This is a genomic window from Desulfitobacterium dichloroeliminans LMG P-21439, assembly GCF_000243135.2.
Classification (GTDB): Bacteria; Bacillota; Desulfitobacteriia; order Desulfitobacteriales; family Desulfitobacteriaceae; genus Desulfitobacterium; species Desulfitobacterium dichloroeliminans.
Window position 1 is genome coordinate 2,139,049 of the sequence record NC_019903.1, and the last position, 15,384, is coordinate 2,154,432.

Consider the following 15,384-nt stretch of genomic DNA (forward strand, 5'->3'; position numbering starts at 1 on the left):
TAATTCTTATCGCTTTAGGTGTTATCTTGTAAAAAATTCCCTCATTATTTATCAAGGGCAGGAGGAGCTGATCTAATGTTTGGTTTTGGATTTCTTCCCTTTGCACTGGGGTTTGGTTTAGGCGCTACAATCACGCGACCTCGCTATTACCCATCCGCCTATTATGCTCCATATCCCTATGGATGGTATTAGTATCAATCAATCATCAAGACTGTCTAGCTCTTATATAGACTAATTAACGGGAAGAGCTGAAGAGCCCTCTCGCAAAAGCCGGTGGAACACACCCCCGGCTTCTTTACTATATCTGGTTAAACAAAAACACTGCAATCCCTTGCAGTGTCTGACTTTCATATGGTGCGCCCGGCAGGATTTGAACCTGCGACCTGCGGCCTCGGAAACCGTCACTCTATCCCCTGAGCTACGAGCGCGCGTAAATTAACCGCTTTATTACTTTACTAAATGAGCCAGTCTTTGTCAAGTCATGATTTGGAAGTCCTTATGAAACCAATAGCCCCTGAACAGCTTGATAGATTTCCTCATGAATTTCCTCAATGGATTTTAGCTTTCCTTCAGATATACAATCAATATTAACCCATTGTTCGTGAATTCTTATCTTCTGTGCATTTAGATAGGATTCTTTAAGATAAGACACATTTTTTTCGTGAATATCTTGGCTAGATACAACAGATTTATCCTCTCGATTCGCAATAAAATGAATACTATAGTCAGGAGGCATATTAAGATAAATCACTAGATCCGGTGCTGGTAAGCCCATCAGTCGATATTCAAAATCTTTCAACCACCCTATATAGCTTTCCCATTCATCAGCATCTTTGATTTTGACAGCTTGATGAATCATATTTGAGGTGGTGTACCGATCCGCAAGAACAATTCCACCATCATGATAAAATTTCCCCCATATAGTTTTATAGGAAGTATAACGATCTACCGCATAAAAAGTAGAAGCGGCGTAGGGATTCACCGCGTTAGGGTCGCTCCCAAATTCTCCGCCAAGGTACATTTTAACAAGGGCTGACGAAGGACTTGCATAATTAGGAAACTCAACCTTCATCGCCTGCAGGCCTTCCTGAGTGAAGCGATTCCAAAGATTTCTCGTTTGTGTAGCTTTCCCGCTTCCATCCCCGCCTTCGATAATGATGAGCTTTCCCATATCTTGATCCTCCATATCTGTCAAATTTAGTTGAAGGCTACTTATAATTTCAATAGCCAATCCCCACTGCAAACAAGGTTCTGTTGTAACTCACTCAGAAGCAAGAGCCGCCGATAATCGGCGGCCCATGCCCTTAGTAATGTGATTAAAGTCAGAATTCTTTATTCTGCGATGTCGGCGTACTGGAAGTACCAGTAGCCGTAAGGAGAGTACCAGGAACCTGTGATTTTGGGGCTTTGTAGATAGAACTGATTGTAATAAGCGATCGGTATGATCGCAGCATCAGCCATCATGACATCTTCAGCCTGATGCAAATAGCCGGAACGCGTCTTAGGATCGACTTCAGCAGCCGCTTTATCCATCAGTGCATCAAAAGCTGGGCTGTTATACTTGGCATTGTTGTTGCCATTGGTGCTGTACATCAGTTCCAACATATTGGAGGCATCATTGTAATCAAACAACCAACCATCGCGGCTAATTTGATAATCACCTGCACGGCGCTGAGGAGTGAAGCTTGCCCACTCGACTACTTCCACGCTCACTGTAAGTCCCAATTCCTTCCAAGCTTGTTGAATGTATTGGGCAACCACTTTGTGATAACCAGCATCATTGAGGGAGTACGTAATGGCAGGGAAGCCTTTACCTTCGGGATAACCAGCCTCAGCCAAAAGCTCTTTGGCTTTGGTTAGGTTTCCTTCATGATCATCAATACTAATATATGGCTTACCGCCATTGGCATTGTCCATGAAGCTGCTTCCATCCCAATCGGCTACACCTGTGCCGATGAAATTAGAGGCAGGGGTATAGGTGCCTTGCATCAGAGTTTCAGCCACGTATTTGCGGTCGATGGCCAAGCTCAAAGCCATACGGACACGGGGATCCGAGAATTGGTCTAAGGTATTATTTAAGTCAACATAATAGGTACCGAGCAGAGGGTCAATATAGAATTCGCTGTTGCCCTGCAGAGATGGAATTTCTGCAGTTGGTACATCCTTAATCATCATGGCTTCGCCGGTCTTATAGGCGGCGTAAGCTGCATTAGAATCCTCGATGAGAAGCAGCTTGATGGAATCCAGTTTAATAGAAGCCGCATCGCGGTAATTTGGATTTTTAGTAAATAGAATATAGGAGCTAGGTACCCATTCACTGATATAGAAGGGTCCATTACCGATATAGCTCTCGGGTTTTGTCGCCCAAGCATCGCCATTAGCTTCAATAGTAGCCTGTTGTACAGGGCTCAAGGCCGCGAAGGCGGCTAGGCTATCAAAGTAAGCGGTAGGATTAGCCAGTTCAACAACGAAAGTCTTGTCATCAGGTGCAGAAACGGCTAGGGCATCAGGATTGCCGCCGGCAGCCTCATCAAAACCTTTCACCATGCCAAGCATGGTTTGACCATAGGGCGCAGCGGTAGCAGGATCAGCAACCCGTTTCCAACTGTACACAAAATCCTTGGCAGTTAAGGGTGATCCATCGGACCACTTCAGCCCTTCACGCAGATGGAAGGTCCAGGTCAAGCCATCTGGACTGGTCTCCCATTTCTCAGCGGCACCGGGAATAATCTTGTTGTCTTTGTCCACATTGAGCAAACAGTCAAAGGCAAATAGGAGCATGTTGCCACCGTCCACTGCACTGTTCAAAGCAGGGTCAAGGGTCTCGGGATTGGGACCTATCTGGGCCACAAGTTGTTTGGGGGCTTTCTCCGCGTCAGATTGAGCGGGAGTGGACGTTTTACCGCAAGCGGTAAGAGTAAGGGATAGGATCATGATGATGACCAACACTAGGGTAGTCTTTCTTTTCATACTTTCTTTTCCTCCTTTTTCTTCTGGTTATTTATCATTCACCGCGATTGTTGCACGGTAAATAATTATAAGAATGGATCATTGAACACGATCCAAATGATGGCAAGCGGCGAAGTGACCGGCAGAGACCTCTCTCCACTCGGGTTCCTCTACGGCACACCGTTCGTCAGCATAGAAACACCGGGTACGAAAACGGCAGCCAGAGGGAGGATTCACGGGGCTAGGGACATCACCCTCAAGAACTATACGATTAGTGCTGCGTGAAACTTTGGGGTCGGCTATCGGGATGGCTGAAATCAAACTACGGGTATAGGGATGCACACTGTGAAAAGTCAGTTCATAGCTGTCAGCCAGCTCCACCAGCTTACCCAGATACATAACGCCGATGCGATTGGATATATGCTTCACCACGCTCAAATTATGGGAAATAAACAGATACGTCAGTCCCATACGCTGCTGAAGTTCTTCAAACATATTGACCACCTGAGCCTGAATGGATACATCCAGTGCGGAAATTGGCTCGTCACAAACGATAAACTCGGGGCTTACTGCCAGAGCACGAGCAATACCCACTCTTTGGCGCTGGCCGCCGGAGAATTCATGGGGATAGCGGTTGGCATGCTCAGTATTCAGTCCCACTAAGCTTAACAGCTCCACAATACGCTCTCGGCGTTCCTGGGCATTCGCTGCCAAACGATGAATATCAATGGCCTCACCCACAATGTCCCCGACGGTCATGCGAGGATTAAGACTTGCATAGGGATCCTGAAACACAATCTGCATTTTACGCCGATAGGGCAGCATGTTGACATGAGTGATGTCTTTTCCCTCGTAGATGATTTTACCCCCAGTGGGTTCATGCAACCTCAGTAAAGTTCGTCCAGTCGTCGTCTTACCGCAGCCTGATTCACCCACAATACCCAAGGTCTCACCTTTATTGATATGGAAGGATACATCATCCACAGCTTTGACGACTTTTTTCTCAAAAAGTTGGTCGCTCTTAACCGGAAAGTATTGTTTTAAGTGCTGTATTTCCAGCAATTTATTATTTTCAGTCATGCTGAACCTCCGTCTGCCCTTCGAATTTTGCTTTGTCCAGCAGCCAGCATGCACTGTAATGGTCCTCACTAAGTTGGGTATAGGCCGGCATACTGCTCAGGCAAATTTTCATACATGAACGACAACGGGGGGCAAAGGGACATCCCGCCGGAGGATTTAACATATCCACCGGTAAACCCTCAATGGGCACCAATTGCTTGTGATCTCGCTCATTTATATTAGGGACACTTTGGAGCAGTCCTTTGGTATATTCATGGGAAGGTTGATAAAAAATCTCATCCGTGGTACCTGATTCTATCACCTTGCCGGCATACATAACTGCAATGCGGTCGCACATTCCGGCCACAACACCCAAGTCGTGGGTAATCAGAATAATGGACATTCCCATCCTTTCCCTCAGATTCATCATCAATTCTATAATCTGCGCTTGAATCGTCACATCCAAAGCAGTAGTCGGCTCATCAGCAATCAACAGCTTAGGCTCGCAGGCCAAAGCAATAGCAATCATCACCCGCTGGCGCATACCACCGGACAACTCATGAGGATATTGTTTTAAGCGTTTTTCCGGTTCGTTAATGCCTACTAACTGTAAAAGTTCCCGGGCGCGCTCATTGGCCTCCTTCCGGCTTTTGTTGGTATGCATAAGAATAACCTCCCGGATCTGGTTGCCGACGGTATAGACCGGATTGAGGCTAGTCATCGGGTCCTGAAAGATGATGGAAACCTCGTTGCCTCTGATTTCACGCAACTCCTTTTCCGTCATCTTATTGATATGGTGTCCGTTAAAATAGAGATCGCCGCCAATGATTCGGCCAGGATGAGCCGTCAGCCCCATTAGACTGTAAGAGGTAACCGATTTTCCGGAACCGCTCTCCCCCACAATACCCAATACTTCACCTTCACGGACATGCAGGGACACATCATTGAGTGCCTTTACCTCACCTGCCGGGGTAAAGAAGGAGAGCCTCTCGTTGCGGATATCAACCAAGTACTCGTTCATTATGTTTCTCCTTCCTCAACTCTTCATCTTGGGGTCGAATGCGTCCCGCAGACCATCGCCTAATAAGTTAAAACTGAGAATAATGAGGCTAATCAGAAAAGCAGGTGCTAACAACAAATAAGGATAGCTGTTCAGTCCGTTAAGGGCATCACTGGCCAGCGAACCCAAAGAAGGTAACGGAACAGCAACCCCTAAGCCGAGGAAGCTCAAAAAGCTCTCCGTAAAAATTGAAGAAGGAATCTGCAGCGTCGTGGTAACAATCAAAGTACCGATACAGTTGGTCAGCAGATGCTTACGGATAATACGCCCAGTACCAGCACCTAAAGCTCTGGCAGCAGTCACATATTCATTCTGCTTAAGGGCCAGGACCTGGCTACGGACAATCCGAGCCATGCCTACCCAGTATAACAGGGCAAACACCAAAAAAATACTAATTAAATTGGGGCCGACCGTTTGAATCCACCCAAAGCCGGGCTTTGCGGCCAGTAGGGCCAGAGGATCCCTGATTGCAAAGGAAATCAGCACGATCAAAAGGATATCAGGTACTGTATAGATGATATCGACAATACGCATCATGATGAGATCTACCCACCCACCAAAGTATCCCGACACGGCACCGTAAGTCGAACCAATAAGAAGTATGATAGCGGAAGCGATTAAACCAACCATTAAGGAGATGCGGCTACCCACCATCACTCGGACAGCATAATCACGGCCCAAATTGTCCGTTCCTAGAATATGCGGAAATACTTCTTCCCCGGCATCAATACGAATCTGTTCCTGCGTGGAGTAGGTCATGGGTTTGAGGTACTCGGAGCCCTTGATTTGCTGCTCATATTTATAAGGATACAAATTAGGCACAATAAAAGAAAAGAACATAACAATTAGAATAATCGTAAGGCTTATCATTGCCACCTTGTTTTTCCTTAATCGCCGCATGGCATCTTTCCAAAAGCCGACTCCAGGACGCATTTGAGTGAGACTTTGCTTTTCTGCATCTGTTGCAGGCAGAAAATCTTCAACCTTTAATTGCAAGCTAAGCGGATTTTTTTCTGTCATTTTCTGCCCTCCCTATTTAAGTTGAATACGGGGATCAATAAACTTATAAAGGATATCGATCATTGCATTAATGGTGATAACCAGCGTTGCCAAGAATATTGTGGTACCCATAATAACTGTGTAATCACGATTGACGATGGAACTGACGAACTGACCGCCTAAACCGGGAATGACGAAAATCTTCTCCACAATGAAACTGCCAGTCAGGGTGAAGGCCAACATAGGGCCCACATAAGTGATTACAGGTAGAATCGCGTTGCGCAAAGCGTGCTTGAAAAGACTGGTCATCTGGGAAAGTCCCTTGGCTCGGGCCGTCCGCATATAGTCCTGACCAATCACATCCAGCATGGACGAGCGCATCAGTCGAGTAATATAGGCTGTGGGATAGAAGGAAAGTGCAAATACAGGAAGGACATAATGAGCAGGTGTCGTGAGACCCATGGTCGGCAATACCCCTAGGTAGACGCCGAACACATACATACCTACAGTACAGATAACAAAACTGGGAAAGGCAATGCCACAGGTAGCGATAACGATGATCAAATCGTCGAGCCATTTACCGCGGTTGAGCGCAGCAATGCTTCCCAGAGGAATCCCAAGCGATAATGCCAGAACCACTGCGATACCACCTAGCCTAGCCGAAATCGGAAACTTGCTGAAAATGATATCACTAACCGTGCGGCCACGCTGTTTTAAACTCAAGCCAAAGTCGCCCTGTGCAACACTTAACATATAGTTTTTGTATTGCACAATCAAGGGTTTATCCAACCCAAATTTCTCATATAGTGCGGCTTGAGCTTGTGCACTAATGGACTTTTCTGCAACAAACGGACCACCGGGCACCATGTTCATAAGAAAGAACGTTATGGTCGCAACCACGAAGATTGTCATCACTGCCAGAAAGATTCGCTTAATAGTGTACTTTAGCATACGTCAATAACCCCTCACTCTTATAAAAGCCTGTCCCCGTCATTAAAGCAAATTTAGACGCAAAAAAATGCGTCCTAATTCTCATATGAATGACCATATATAAGCCATTATATAAAACAGAGATGCGTATCAATTCTATCAACCAGAGCGAACTTTGTCAATTTGGATATTTTACGAAGGTTCTGATAATGATTGGTAAAATTAATAAGAACAGGTATATATTAGAAGCTAGAGGTCGCATCCGACAAAATCCGAGTTTTAAGCAAAAAACAGGGTTTATGAAGTAAAATGTAGAATAGGGGCGATTTCTCGCCCCTCTAACAGAACTGTGCTTTTGGTATATCAACTGCTTTACTTCAGCTAACTTTACTCATAACTCTTAACTTATCCGCTAATAGAGCGACAAACTCAGAATTGGTAGGTTTCTGTCTTTCGATATTCATGGAATACCCAAAAATACGTTTTAAGGTTTCCGTATGGCCCCGTTCCCAAGCTAATTCGATGGCATGACGTATGCCCCGTTCTACTCGGCTGGGAGCGGTATCATACTTCTTGGCTATAGCCGGATAAAGTTCTTTGGTCACGGCACCTAATAATGAAACATCTTCCACAACCATAAGTATGGCATCTCTTATGTACTGGTATCCCTTTACATGAGCAGGTATCCCGATCTGATGCATCATATTGGTAACTTCAGCTCCTAAATTGACGCTGCTTCCGGCATTGGTAACAGAACTTATCGAGGAAGTCATAGGACTAGAAGAAGGAGTACAGTTTTGGGTTAAACTGCGAACTCTCTTACCTAATACTTCCAAATCAAAAGGTTTCAAAATGAAGTAATCCACCCCTAAAACCATCGCTTGATGGGTCAGGGATTCTTGACCAAATGCCGTAAGCATGATCACCTTAGGACGTGAAATTGCGGTTCGTCCATTGATCCGCTCTAAAACACCCAAACCATCCAAGCTAGGCATAACCAAATCGATTATGATAAGGTCTGGTTCTTGAGATTGAACGAGATCCCATGCTTCGACTCCATTATACGCTACCCCCACCACCTCAAGGTCATCCTGACTTTGAAGAAAATCTTGTAGCATTTGGCACAAATTTCGATTATCATCCGCAACAACAATTTTTACTTTCTTTCCCATTTCTCTTATCATCCCGCCTTGTGATATTTTCCGGACTTTTAATCTCTCTATACTGTCAATTCTCTCTTGTCTTCTTGCCGGTGACCCTATTATACTTCAATGGAGATGTCGAAATCGTAAAAAATAAGTAATCAACTGAATTATCTTATTTTTCAAAAAAGCCTAGAAACAAAGGAGTTTGTGGATATATATGGATATTTATCCATCGTTAAATATTTCCATTTTTCCCCAATTGAGTTATTTGTTGTTATTTCCGCCCGAATCCCGGCGGGAAATCCACTTAAGTAGTGGTGTTCATTTTCATAGATAATCATAAGATTAAGCAAGAATTCTCTGCATTACGATGACATCCAAACATTGTTCGAACTTTTTACCGACTTCTCGATATTTACCCGTTTCGAAAAAACCATGCTTTAGAGCTAGGTTAAGACTCTTCTCATTAGTCGCCGTAATCAAACCCAATAAGGTATGGTATCCTAATTTTCTCGCCTCTTTGCAGAGGGTTTCTAACAGGGCATCTCCCATTGATTTACCGGACCATTCAGGTGCTATATATATGGAAAACTCTCCACTTTCTTTGTAAGCTGGTCGGGTGTGGAAAGGCGATAAACTCCCCCATCCAGTGACTCCCCTCTGGTTTTCAACCACGAATAGTGGGTAATAGGGATCTAAATGTGATTCAAACCAGCGTTCAGCTCTCTCGAGAGAACGTTCTTCGAGGTCAAAAGTTGCCACTGTGTTCAGTACTGCCCAATTATATATTTCATTGATTTGCACCAAATCCTCATGGGTAGCTTTACGAAGGTTAAATTCGGGTCCCATAATACTCCCCCCTACCTCTACTTTATCATAATTCGTTTGAGGGACCTTTTGTCCTTGCTCATGAAATGCATAACAACTCCAAAATAAGGGAACATTGAATTAGAAATTTAGCAAAGGAGGTCTTGTGAACATGAATGCATCTGTTGATGAAAATTGTATTGGTTGCGGCGCTTGTGTGTCCGTTTGTCCTGAGGTCTTCCGAATGAATGATGAGGGTCTTGCTGAAGCTTATGTCAATCCAGTACCCAGTGAACTCGAAGAATCCGCTCAAGAAGCTGCGGATGGCTGTCCCACCGATGCCATTCATCTTGATTAGGACTACACCTATATTAACATAGGGGGCGTATCGTTTGATACGCCCCCTAAAAATTTTCTATCCAAATTGAACTTAAGAATTGATAACTTTTATAACCGTTTCATGCAATCCATCTAAGCCGATACGATCGATCATTCTACCTAATCGTTCTTGAGGCTTAGCATGCTCTTTAAAGTATTCAACCACTGCATCCATAACCGGTATCAGTTCATCTGCTTGAAGGTTTTCCACTAACAGATCTCCGCTACGTGGTTTCACACCGCCATTACCGCCTACATAGACATGATAACCTTTACTGGTTCCCATCACGCCCAAGTCAACGTTCATGGAGTCCGTGCATTTATTGGGGCAACCGGCAATCCCGATTTTGAATTTCGCAGGTAAAGACATACCATGGTATCGTTTGTCGATCTCCATGCCAATACCCAGGGTCTCTTGCAACCCTCGTTTGCAGAAGGTCTTTCCCGGGCAGACCTTGACACTGCGCACACACATTCCTATAGCATGTCCAGGGTCCATACCCAAATCATCCCAGGCATTAGAGATATCCGCCGGATCTAATCCCACTATGGCAATCCGCTGTGCGGAAGTCACTTTAATGGCTGCGGCGTTGTATTTCTCTGCTACATCGGCAATTTTTCGTAATATCTCAGGGGTGGCAACTCCGGCAGGAATATGTGGAGCTATGGCATAAGTCTTTTTATCCATCTGTAAAATAGCACCCTTAGGTTGAGCCTTTGCCTTTGCCTCATCAGACATTTCCCCTTGCTCTACCGAATTGACAGCTGTTAGCAGCTTCTCGGGATCCAATTTATGCATCTGTGCTGCATTAAGCAAAGTCTCATTCACAGAGAAAGGGCAACCCAAGCAGTGCAAGCCAAGTTCCTGCATAGCTTCAACTGTTTTGGGGTTCGCTGCCATAATATCCTTAAGCTTCATTTCTAAAGTAAATTTCATCTCAAACACCTCGATATCTTTCAACCATGAATTAACGCCGGAAGACAATGAACACAGACGTGCTTTTCCTCCCCTTGGTGTACATAAGTTATGACGGGTGTGAGCTCACTGGTTGTTCCACAATGCGAGCAATCTAGTTCAATATTCTCTTTCTTCATATCAGCCATTTATTTATCCTCCTTAACGATTATGAGTTAACTCTACCAAAAAAGCAGAAACCATGTTGTGACCTAGAGCACTTCTTGGTGTGCTTTTAGGAACACTTATGCTCTTACAATTCATTCTAAACCTTTGCTCAAGAAAATATACTTGGGCAAATCAAAAACGCGCTTTGAGCGCGTTTGGTTCATTGAACTTTAGCTAATGATTGAGCATTGACTTTCTGAATTTGAGTGATTTTCCACCCTTCTGTAGTGGATCGGGTCTCTATAAGATAAGTTTCAAGAATTTTATCCTTCATCGGAGAAGACCATTCTACACTCACCATAATTACATTGGGATCTAACGAATTGGCAAATTCCAATTTCTTCAGGCTGATTAAGGGATTGTTTGTGACTTGTTTCTTCCAAAGTTCAACTTCCTGTTGTCCGAAAGGATTTAATTCCTTTGCTAAAATCAATTGTTCTGCAAGTTCGAGCTGTCTTGTGTCGAGATAGCCCCAATATCGTTGAACTGCAACCCGTGGAGAATCTGCATACTGAGGTTCTGTTAGGGCAACCATTACTGCTTGAGGCGATTTCCAGGAAACAATTCCCGCTAAACAAATTAAAGTAATTGCCATGAGCATGACATAACGGCTACGAGCCATTTTCTCACTCCTCGCTTGTCTTTTACTCTATATCTATAGACAAGAGGGTGATTTCATGTCATGTTTTAAGTATTTTTTTATGTGATACAAACTAGCTAATCCTAATTGAACACTTTACGGAGAAAGCTGAGTACGAACTCAGGCAGACGTACATAATAAACCTTCATTCAAATCACCTCTTTCCTTCTTTATTAACTTATGCACTCGATCACCTGATGGGACTCAAATTATTTGGTAATTTTTGACTGCCTCTTCCAACTGGGCGACCAATTGCTTTTCTTCCTCGCTGCTTGCCGTAAAGTAAAGTCGTCCGATAATAGAGCTGATAATCCTGAGGACGTCCTCAACCACAAGTTTATCTTTCATTGCTAGTTGAGCGCTGGTTTCCACAAGAGCAATCCCAAATTGATGACCTACCCCTTCTTTCATTGTCTTCGTACAAGTTTTCCCAAGTAATTTCATTACTAACGAAGCCTCTTGGGCATCTAATTGACGAATGGCATCGATAACCGTGGTTAATCCTTGAACCATTCTTAATCCAACATTTGTCCAATTTACTTGTTGACTATCCATGTTTTCCCCTCCATGCAAGTTTTCCGTGCCATACTATATGCGATGCTCTTGCAATGGGTGAAAAACAAAAAAAGGGTACAGAGAAATTAAAAATCTCGTACCCGACCTTCTTCAATGTATTTTTCGCAATTTATTTTCCTAACTTCGGTACTTTGAAGGACGAAACCATAAGAAATGCCAGCAAAGCCAAGGCGATAGGATATACGATCCACGGCAAGCTTTGATAAAAAAGCACAAGTAAGGCCATCAACCCTCCGGCAAAGGTGATAGGCACTCCAACAAAATGAGTCGTGATATTCAAAACATTAAACCGAGCCAAGCGTACCGCTCCACATAAAGCAAAAGCAGCAGCTAGAAGCACACCCCAAAATCCCATATGTCCCTCTAACAAAACCTTATAGGTTAAAATCGCCGGAGCAACACCGAATGAAACCACATCACATAAAGAATCAAGTTCTCTACCAAAATCTGTACTAACAGATAATTTACGAGCAACTTTTCCATCCATACTATCCATAAGCACCGATAATATGATGAGTCCGGATGCCACTTGGTAATTTCCATTCATCGTCCAAATAATTGCTAAAAAACCAAAAAATAAATTCCCTAAGGTAAATAGGCTCGGAATCATATCTACCTTAATAGACCTACTATTCACGAATCTTCACTCTCCCAACATATTCTTGCCCAAATTATACTGCAGCATAACTATCTCCATCTGGTGGGAGAACTATCAATCTTCATGTATACCCCTCTAATGTCAACTATAGCTTGGCTACCAGCTTATGCTATAGTTTAACATCTTTCCTCATTTTATAAAAGCAGTTCCTTCTGGCGCATCTCGTCAAGCCAGTTATCTATATGGTCAAGAATTTGCGTTTCGTTGCATCGGACATGGGTTTTGACAGGTAAAGAATTCAAGAATATCCTTCCATAGCGTTTCTCAATAACTCTGTTATCACAAAGAATCACAAGTCCTCGATCAGACTTGGAACGGATCAAACGACCAAATCCTTGCTTAAAGCGAAGTACAGCTTCGGGGAGAAGAAATTCATAAAAGGCGTTTTTCCCTTGAGCCTCCAGATATTCGGAGCGGGCAGCTATCAACGGTCGATTAGGCGGCCCAAAAGGAAGCTTGATAAGAATCACACAGGATAGCTTATCTCCAGGAATATCGATACCCTCCCAAAAGCTATTGGCTCCCAATAAAACGCTCTTGGGATTGTTGATAAAGGCATCAAGAAGTGCATGGCGTCCCCCGTCAATCCCTTGAGCCAATAATTCAATTCCCGAATCTCCTAAATACCGACTTAAAGGGTGGTGTATTTCACGTAAAAATTGATGAGAGGTAAAAAGCACCAGAGTTCTACCTTTCATACGCTCTGTTACTTCAGAGATAAAAAGAGCAATCTTCTCAGAGTCAAACAAATTACTATGATTCGGCTCAATGAGATCTTTAACTACGATGAACTGCATTTGTTGGTCATAGTCAAAGGGAGAATCCACAATCAAAGTAGCCGTATCCGTGCCTAAACCATTTTCTTGCAAAAAATGCTGAAAGGAGTTGGCAATGCTTAACGTTGCTGAGGTCAATACAGCACTATTGAGGGGCTTGAAAAGTTTCTCTTTTAGCAAAGTACTTACATCAACAGGTGAGGTTTTCAACAACAAACGATTATTACGTTCTAACCAACTAACACGAGTGCTTTTCTCCACCTGCATAGCGAGGTTAAAACAGTCCCGTACCTCTTCTAGATTACGTATCCGACCCGAAAGTTCATAAGCAAGGGAAGCTGCATCTTCATCATCCAAAGGCTCAAGAAGATTATACATTGCTTTTAACAGGTCTACGATTGCTTTGAGGCGTCCTTGGAAATTTTCAATTTGCACAGTGATTGTCTGCCACCAGCTTTCGTTTTGACTGTGCGCTGTTAATCGGTAAGAAAGCTCATTGCCTAGAATCTGTTCGAAGCTGGCGAAGACTTCTTCTGTCTGCAGAAAAAGTTCATCACAAGCCTCAGGCAATCTTTCTAAATGCCCCCGAAAACGATTCCAAAGTGATTCTGATAAAATGCGTTCCCATAATTGAGCACGGGCCTTCACATTCCCGTAAAAGCTTCCAGCCATTGAGCGACTAAGAAGATTCAGGACTCTGGAAATCTGCTCGAGACTTATCTCATTACCTAATTGCTCTAAGGCCGACTGGTGAAGATGATGAGCTTCATCAATTACTAATTCATGGAATTCCGGTAATATGTTGTTCTCCGTCTTAATATCCGAAAAAAGCAAAGAATGATTGACAATGATTAGGTCTGCCTCTTCAGCACGTTTGCGGGCATGAAGCATATAACAACGGTTAGCCTGTGGGCATTTTCCCGGGACACAGCTTTCCTCTTCTGCGTTCAAATTACCCCATAGTCTTGACAGACTGGGTATTTGGGAAACCTCTTGCCAGTCTCCGGTGCTCGTCTCCCTGAGCCAAATCATGACACTGAGAAGGGCAAGTCGTTCACCATAGTCATACTCTGTAAAGTGGCTTTGCACGGTGAGCCATCTTTTTAAACATAGATAATTCCCTTTTCCTTTTAATAAAACTCCATGAAAAGAGAACGGCAAGATTTGAGAAAGGATAGGCAGATCTTTTTTATAGAGCTGCTCCTGTAAGGGTATGGTATGAGTCGCTACTACAACCTTCTTATTTGTCTTCCGTGCCCACCAAAGGCTCGGGATTAAGTAAGCATAGGACTTGCCGGTACCAGTACCTGCCTCTGCAACACAATGAGTAGAGGTAGCTAAAGCCTTAGCAACCGCTTTGGCCATATGTAGCTGACCTGGGCGGCTTTCGTAACCCTTCAGATTACTTTCAAGGATTCCCCCTGGGGTAAAACATTGATCAATCCACTTTATATCCTCAGGAATCGGGGCTTCCTCCTCCTGCGGTTCAAAAAGTCCTAACTCCTGATCGTATAGAACTAAATCCGTTCGTATTAATCGATCTGGGAACTCTTTCCTAATGGTCTTATCTAATTCCTTGAGAAAGCCAGTGAGCTTCGAGCCTCCAGCTAAAGGGAGTGCTCTTTGATAGAAACTGGCATCCAGAGTCATCCCTTTTTCCCAGCATTTCTTTAAGAGGTTCCAAGCAGCCTGGGCATCATTCATTGCCCGATGAGCCTTTTCTAAAGGTTCTAAGTCAAGCCTTTTCACAAGATCTGCCAATCGATAATTATTCATATTGGGAAAAAAGACCCGAGCAATTTCCAAGGTATCCCAGATAGGGTTTTCAAAATGAATATTTAACGCACGCTCAACAAACCCTAAATCGAAATTCACATTATGACCTACAATGATAGCATCCCGAAAAAGATTCAGAATTATATCGCAATAAGACTCAATGGGTTGGGCCTGCTTCAGTTCATCAAAGCTTAACCCTGTTAGTCGCAAAATCCGCTCAGGCACTTGCCTTTTCGGGGAAACCAAAACACTAAATATCTCTGGATCCTTCCCCTCGTCTATACTCAAGGCGGCAAATTCAATAATCTCATCTTTGTATATATCTAATCCAGTGGTTTCTATATCTATAACCACTATCTTTTTAGCAATCATAATAAGCCCCTTTCTTAAGTCATTTTACACATATTTTCACAGGGAATCAATGTAACCTGCCAAAAGAAGGGATTAGCCAAGAAAGAGCGAATAAATGCTATGACTATTCAGATTTTGAATCGAATATTTGTAATAG

15 protein-coding genes and 1 tRNA gene are annotated in these 15,384 nt (G+C 43.6%); 1 reads left to right on the plus strand and 15 read right to left on the minus strand.

The window, feature by feature from the left end:
• Positions 1-352 precede the first annotated feature (352 nt).
• The 9 genes from DESDI_RS10105 to DESDI_RS10145 all read right to left on the minus strand — a co-directional run bounded on the left by DESDI_RS10105 (position 353) and on the right by DESDI_RS10145 (position 8,991).
• Positions 353-428 (minus strand) — tRNA-Arg (locus DESDI_RS10105).
• 68 nt (positions 429-496) lie between these two features.
• Entirely contained in the window at positions 497-1,171 is a 675-nt protein-coding gene (locus tag DESDI_RS10110) for a dTMP kinase (RefSeq protein WP_015262516.1), read from the minus strand.
• Positions 1,172-1,332: 161 nt separating this feature from the next.
• Positions 1,333-2,970 carry a peptide ABC transporter substrate-binding protein gene (locus DESDI_RS10115; RefSeq protein ID WP_015262517.1) on the minus strand — a complete coding sequence of 546 codons (1,638 nt, stop codon included), beginning with the start codon at positions 2,968-2,970 and terminating at the stop codon, positions 1,333-1,335.
• A 78-nt stretch (positions 2,971-3,048) separates the two neighbouring features.
• Positions 3,049-4,029, minus strand: coding sequence for an ABC transporter ATP-binding protein (locus tag DESDI_RS10120; RefSeq protein WP_015262518.1), 981 nt, complete (start codon positions 4,027-4,029; stop codon positions 3,049-3,051).
• Complete coding sequence (locus DESDI_RS10125; protein WP_015262519.1) at positions 4,022-5,029, minus strand: ABC transporter ATP-binding protein; 1,008 nt, start codon at positions 5,027-5,029, stop codon at positions 4,022-4,024. The genes DESDI_RS10120 and DESDI_RS10125 overlap by 8 nt, the downstream gene beginning before the upstream one ends.
• 15 nt (positions 5,030-5,044) lie before the next feature.
• Positions 5,045-6,088, minus strand: coding sequence for an ABC transporter permease (locus tag DESDI_RS10130; protein WP_015262520.1), 1,044 nt, complete (start codon positions 6,086-6,088; stop codon positions 5,045-5,047).
• Between the two features lie 12 nt (positions 6,089-6,100).
• Positions 6,101-7,018 carry an ABC transporter permease gene (locus DESDI_RS10135; RefSeq protein WP_015262521.1) on the minus strand — a complete coding sequence of 306 codons (918 nt, stop codon included), beginning with the start codon at positions 7,016-7,018 and terminating at the stop codon, positions 6,101-6,103.
• Positions 7,019-7,374: 356 nt separating this feature from the next.
• Positions 7,375-8,169, minus strand: a complete 795-nt coding sequence (spo0A, locus tag DESDI_RS10140; protein WP_015262522.1) for a sporulation transcription factor Spo0A — start codon at positions 8,167-8,169, stop codon at positions 7,375-7,377.
• Positions 8,170-8,487: 318 nt separating this feature from the next.
• Entirely contained in the window at positions 8,488-8,991 is a 504-nt protein-coding gene (locus tag DESDI_RS10145) for a GNAT family N-acetyltransferase (RefSeq protein WP_015262523.1), read from the minus strand.
• Between the two features lie 130 nt (positions 8,992-9,121).
• Here DESDI_RS10145 and DESDI_RS10150 point away from each other — a divergent pair, with 130 nt between their 5' ends.
• The gene (locus tag DESDI_RS10150) at positions 9,122-9,307 is read left to right on the plus strand and encodes a ferredoxin (RefSeq protein WP_015262524.1); all 186 of its coding nucleotides are present in this window, start codon (positions 9,122-9,124) and stop codon (positions 9,305-9,307) included.
• A gap of 72 nt (positions 9,308-9,379) precedes the next feature.
• Here DESDI_RS10150 and DESDI_RS10155 read toward each other — a convergent pair whose 3' ends face one another.
• The 6 genes from DESDI_RS10155 to DESDI_RS10175 all read right to left on the minus strand — a co-directional run bounded on the left by DESDI_RS10155 (position 9,380) and on the right by DESDI_RS10175 (position 15,248).
• A complete protein-coding gene (locus DESDI_RS10155; RefSeq protein ID WP_015262525.1) occupies positions 9,380-10,264 on the minus strand; it encodes a DUF1858 domain-containing protein in 885 nt (294 codons plus the stop codon).
• A 20-nt stretch (positions 10,265-10,284) separates the two neighbouring features.
• Positions 10,285-10,431 (minus strand): hypothetical protein, encoded by a 147-nt coding sequence (locus tag DESDI_RS18090; protein ID WP_172635896.1) that lies wholly within the window; start codon positions 10,429-10,431, stop codon positions 10,285-10,287.
• Between the two features lie 179 nt (positions 10,432-10,610).
• A complete protein-coding gene (locus DESDI_RS10160; RefSeq protein WP_015262526.1) occupies positions 10,611-11,072 on the minus strand; it encodes a hypothetical protein in 462 nt (153 codons plus the stop codon).
• A 222-nt stretch (positions 11,073-11,294) separates the two neighbouring features.
• Positions 11,295-11,645, minus strand: a complete 351-nt coding sequence (locus DESDI_RS10165; protein ID WP_015262527.1) for a hypothetical protein — start codon at positions 11,643-11,645, stop codon at positions 11,295-11,297.
• A 130-nt stretch (positions 11,646-11,775) separates the two neighbouring features.
• Positions 11,776-12,303 (minus strand): CDP-diacylglycerol--serine O-phosphatidyltransferase, encoded by a 528-nt coding sequence (pssA, locus tag DESDI_RS10170; protein WP_041219404.1) that lies wholly within the window; start codon positions 12,301-12,303, stop codon positions 11,776-11,778.
• Positions 12,304-12,458: 155 nt separating this feature from the next.
• Positions 12,459-15,248: a helicase C-terminal domain-containing protein gene (locus tag DESDI_RS10175; RefSeq protein ID WP_015262529.1), complete on the minus strand. Its 2,790-nt coding sequence runs from the start codon at positions 15,246-15,248 to the stop codon at positions 12,459-12,461.
• Between the last annotated feature and the right edge of the window lie 136 nt (positions 15,249-15,384).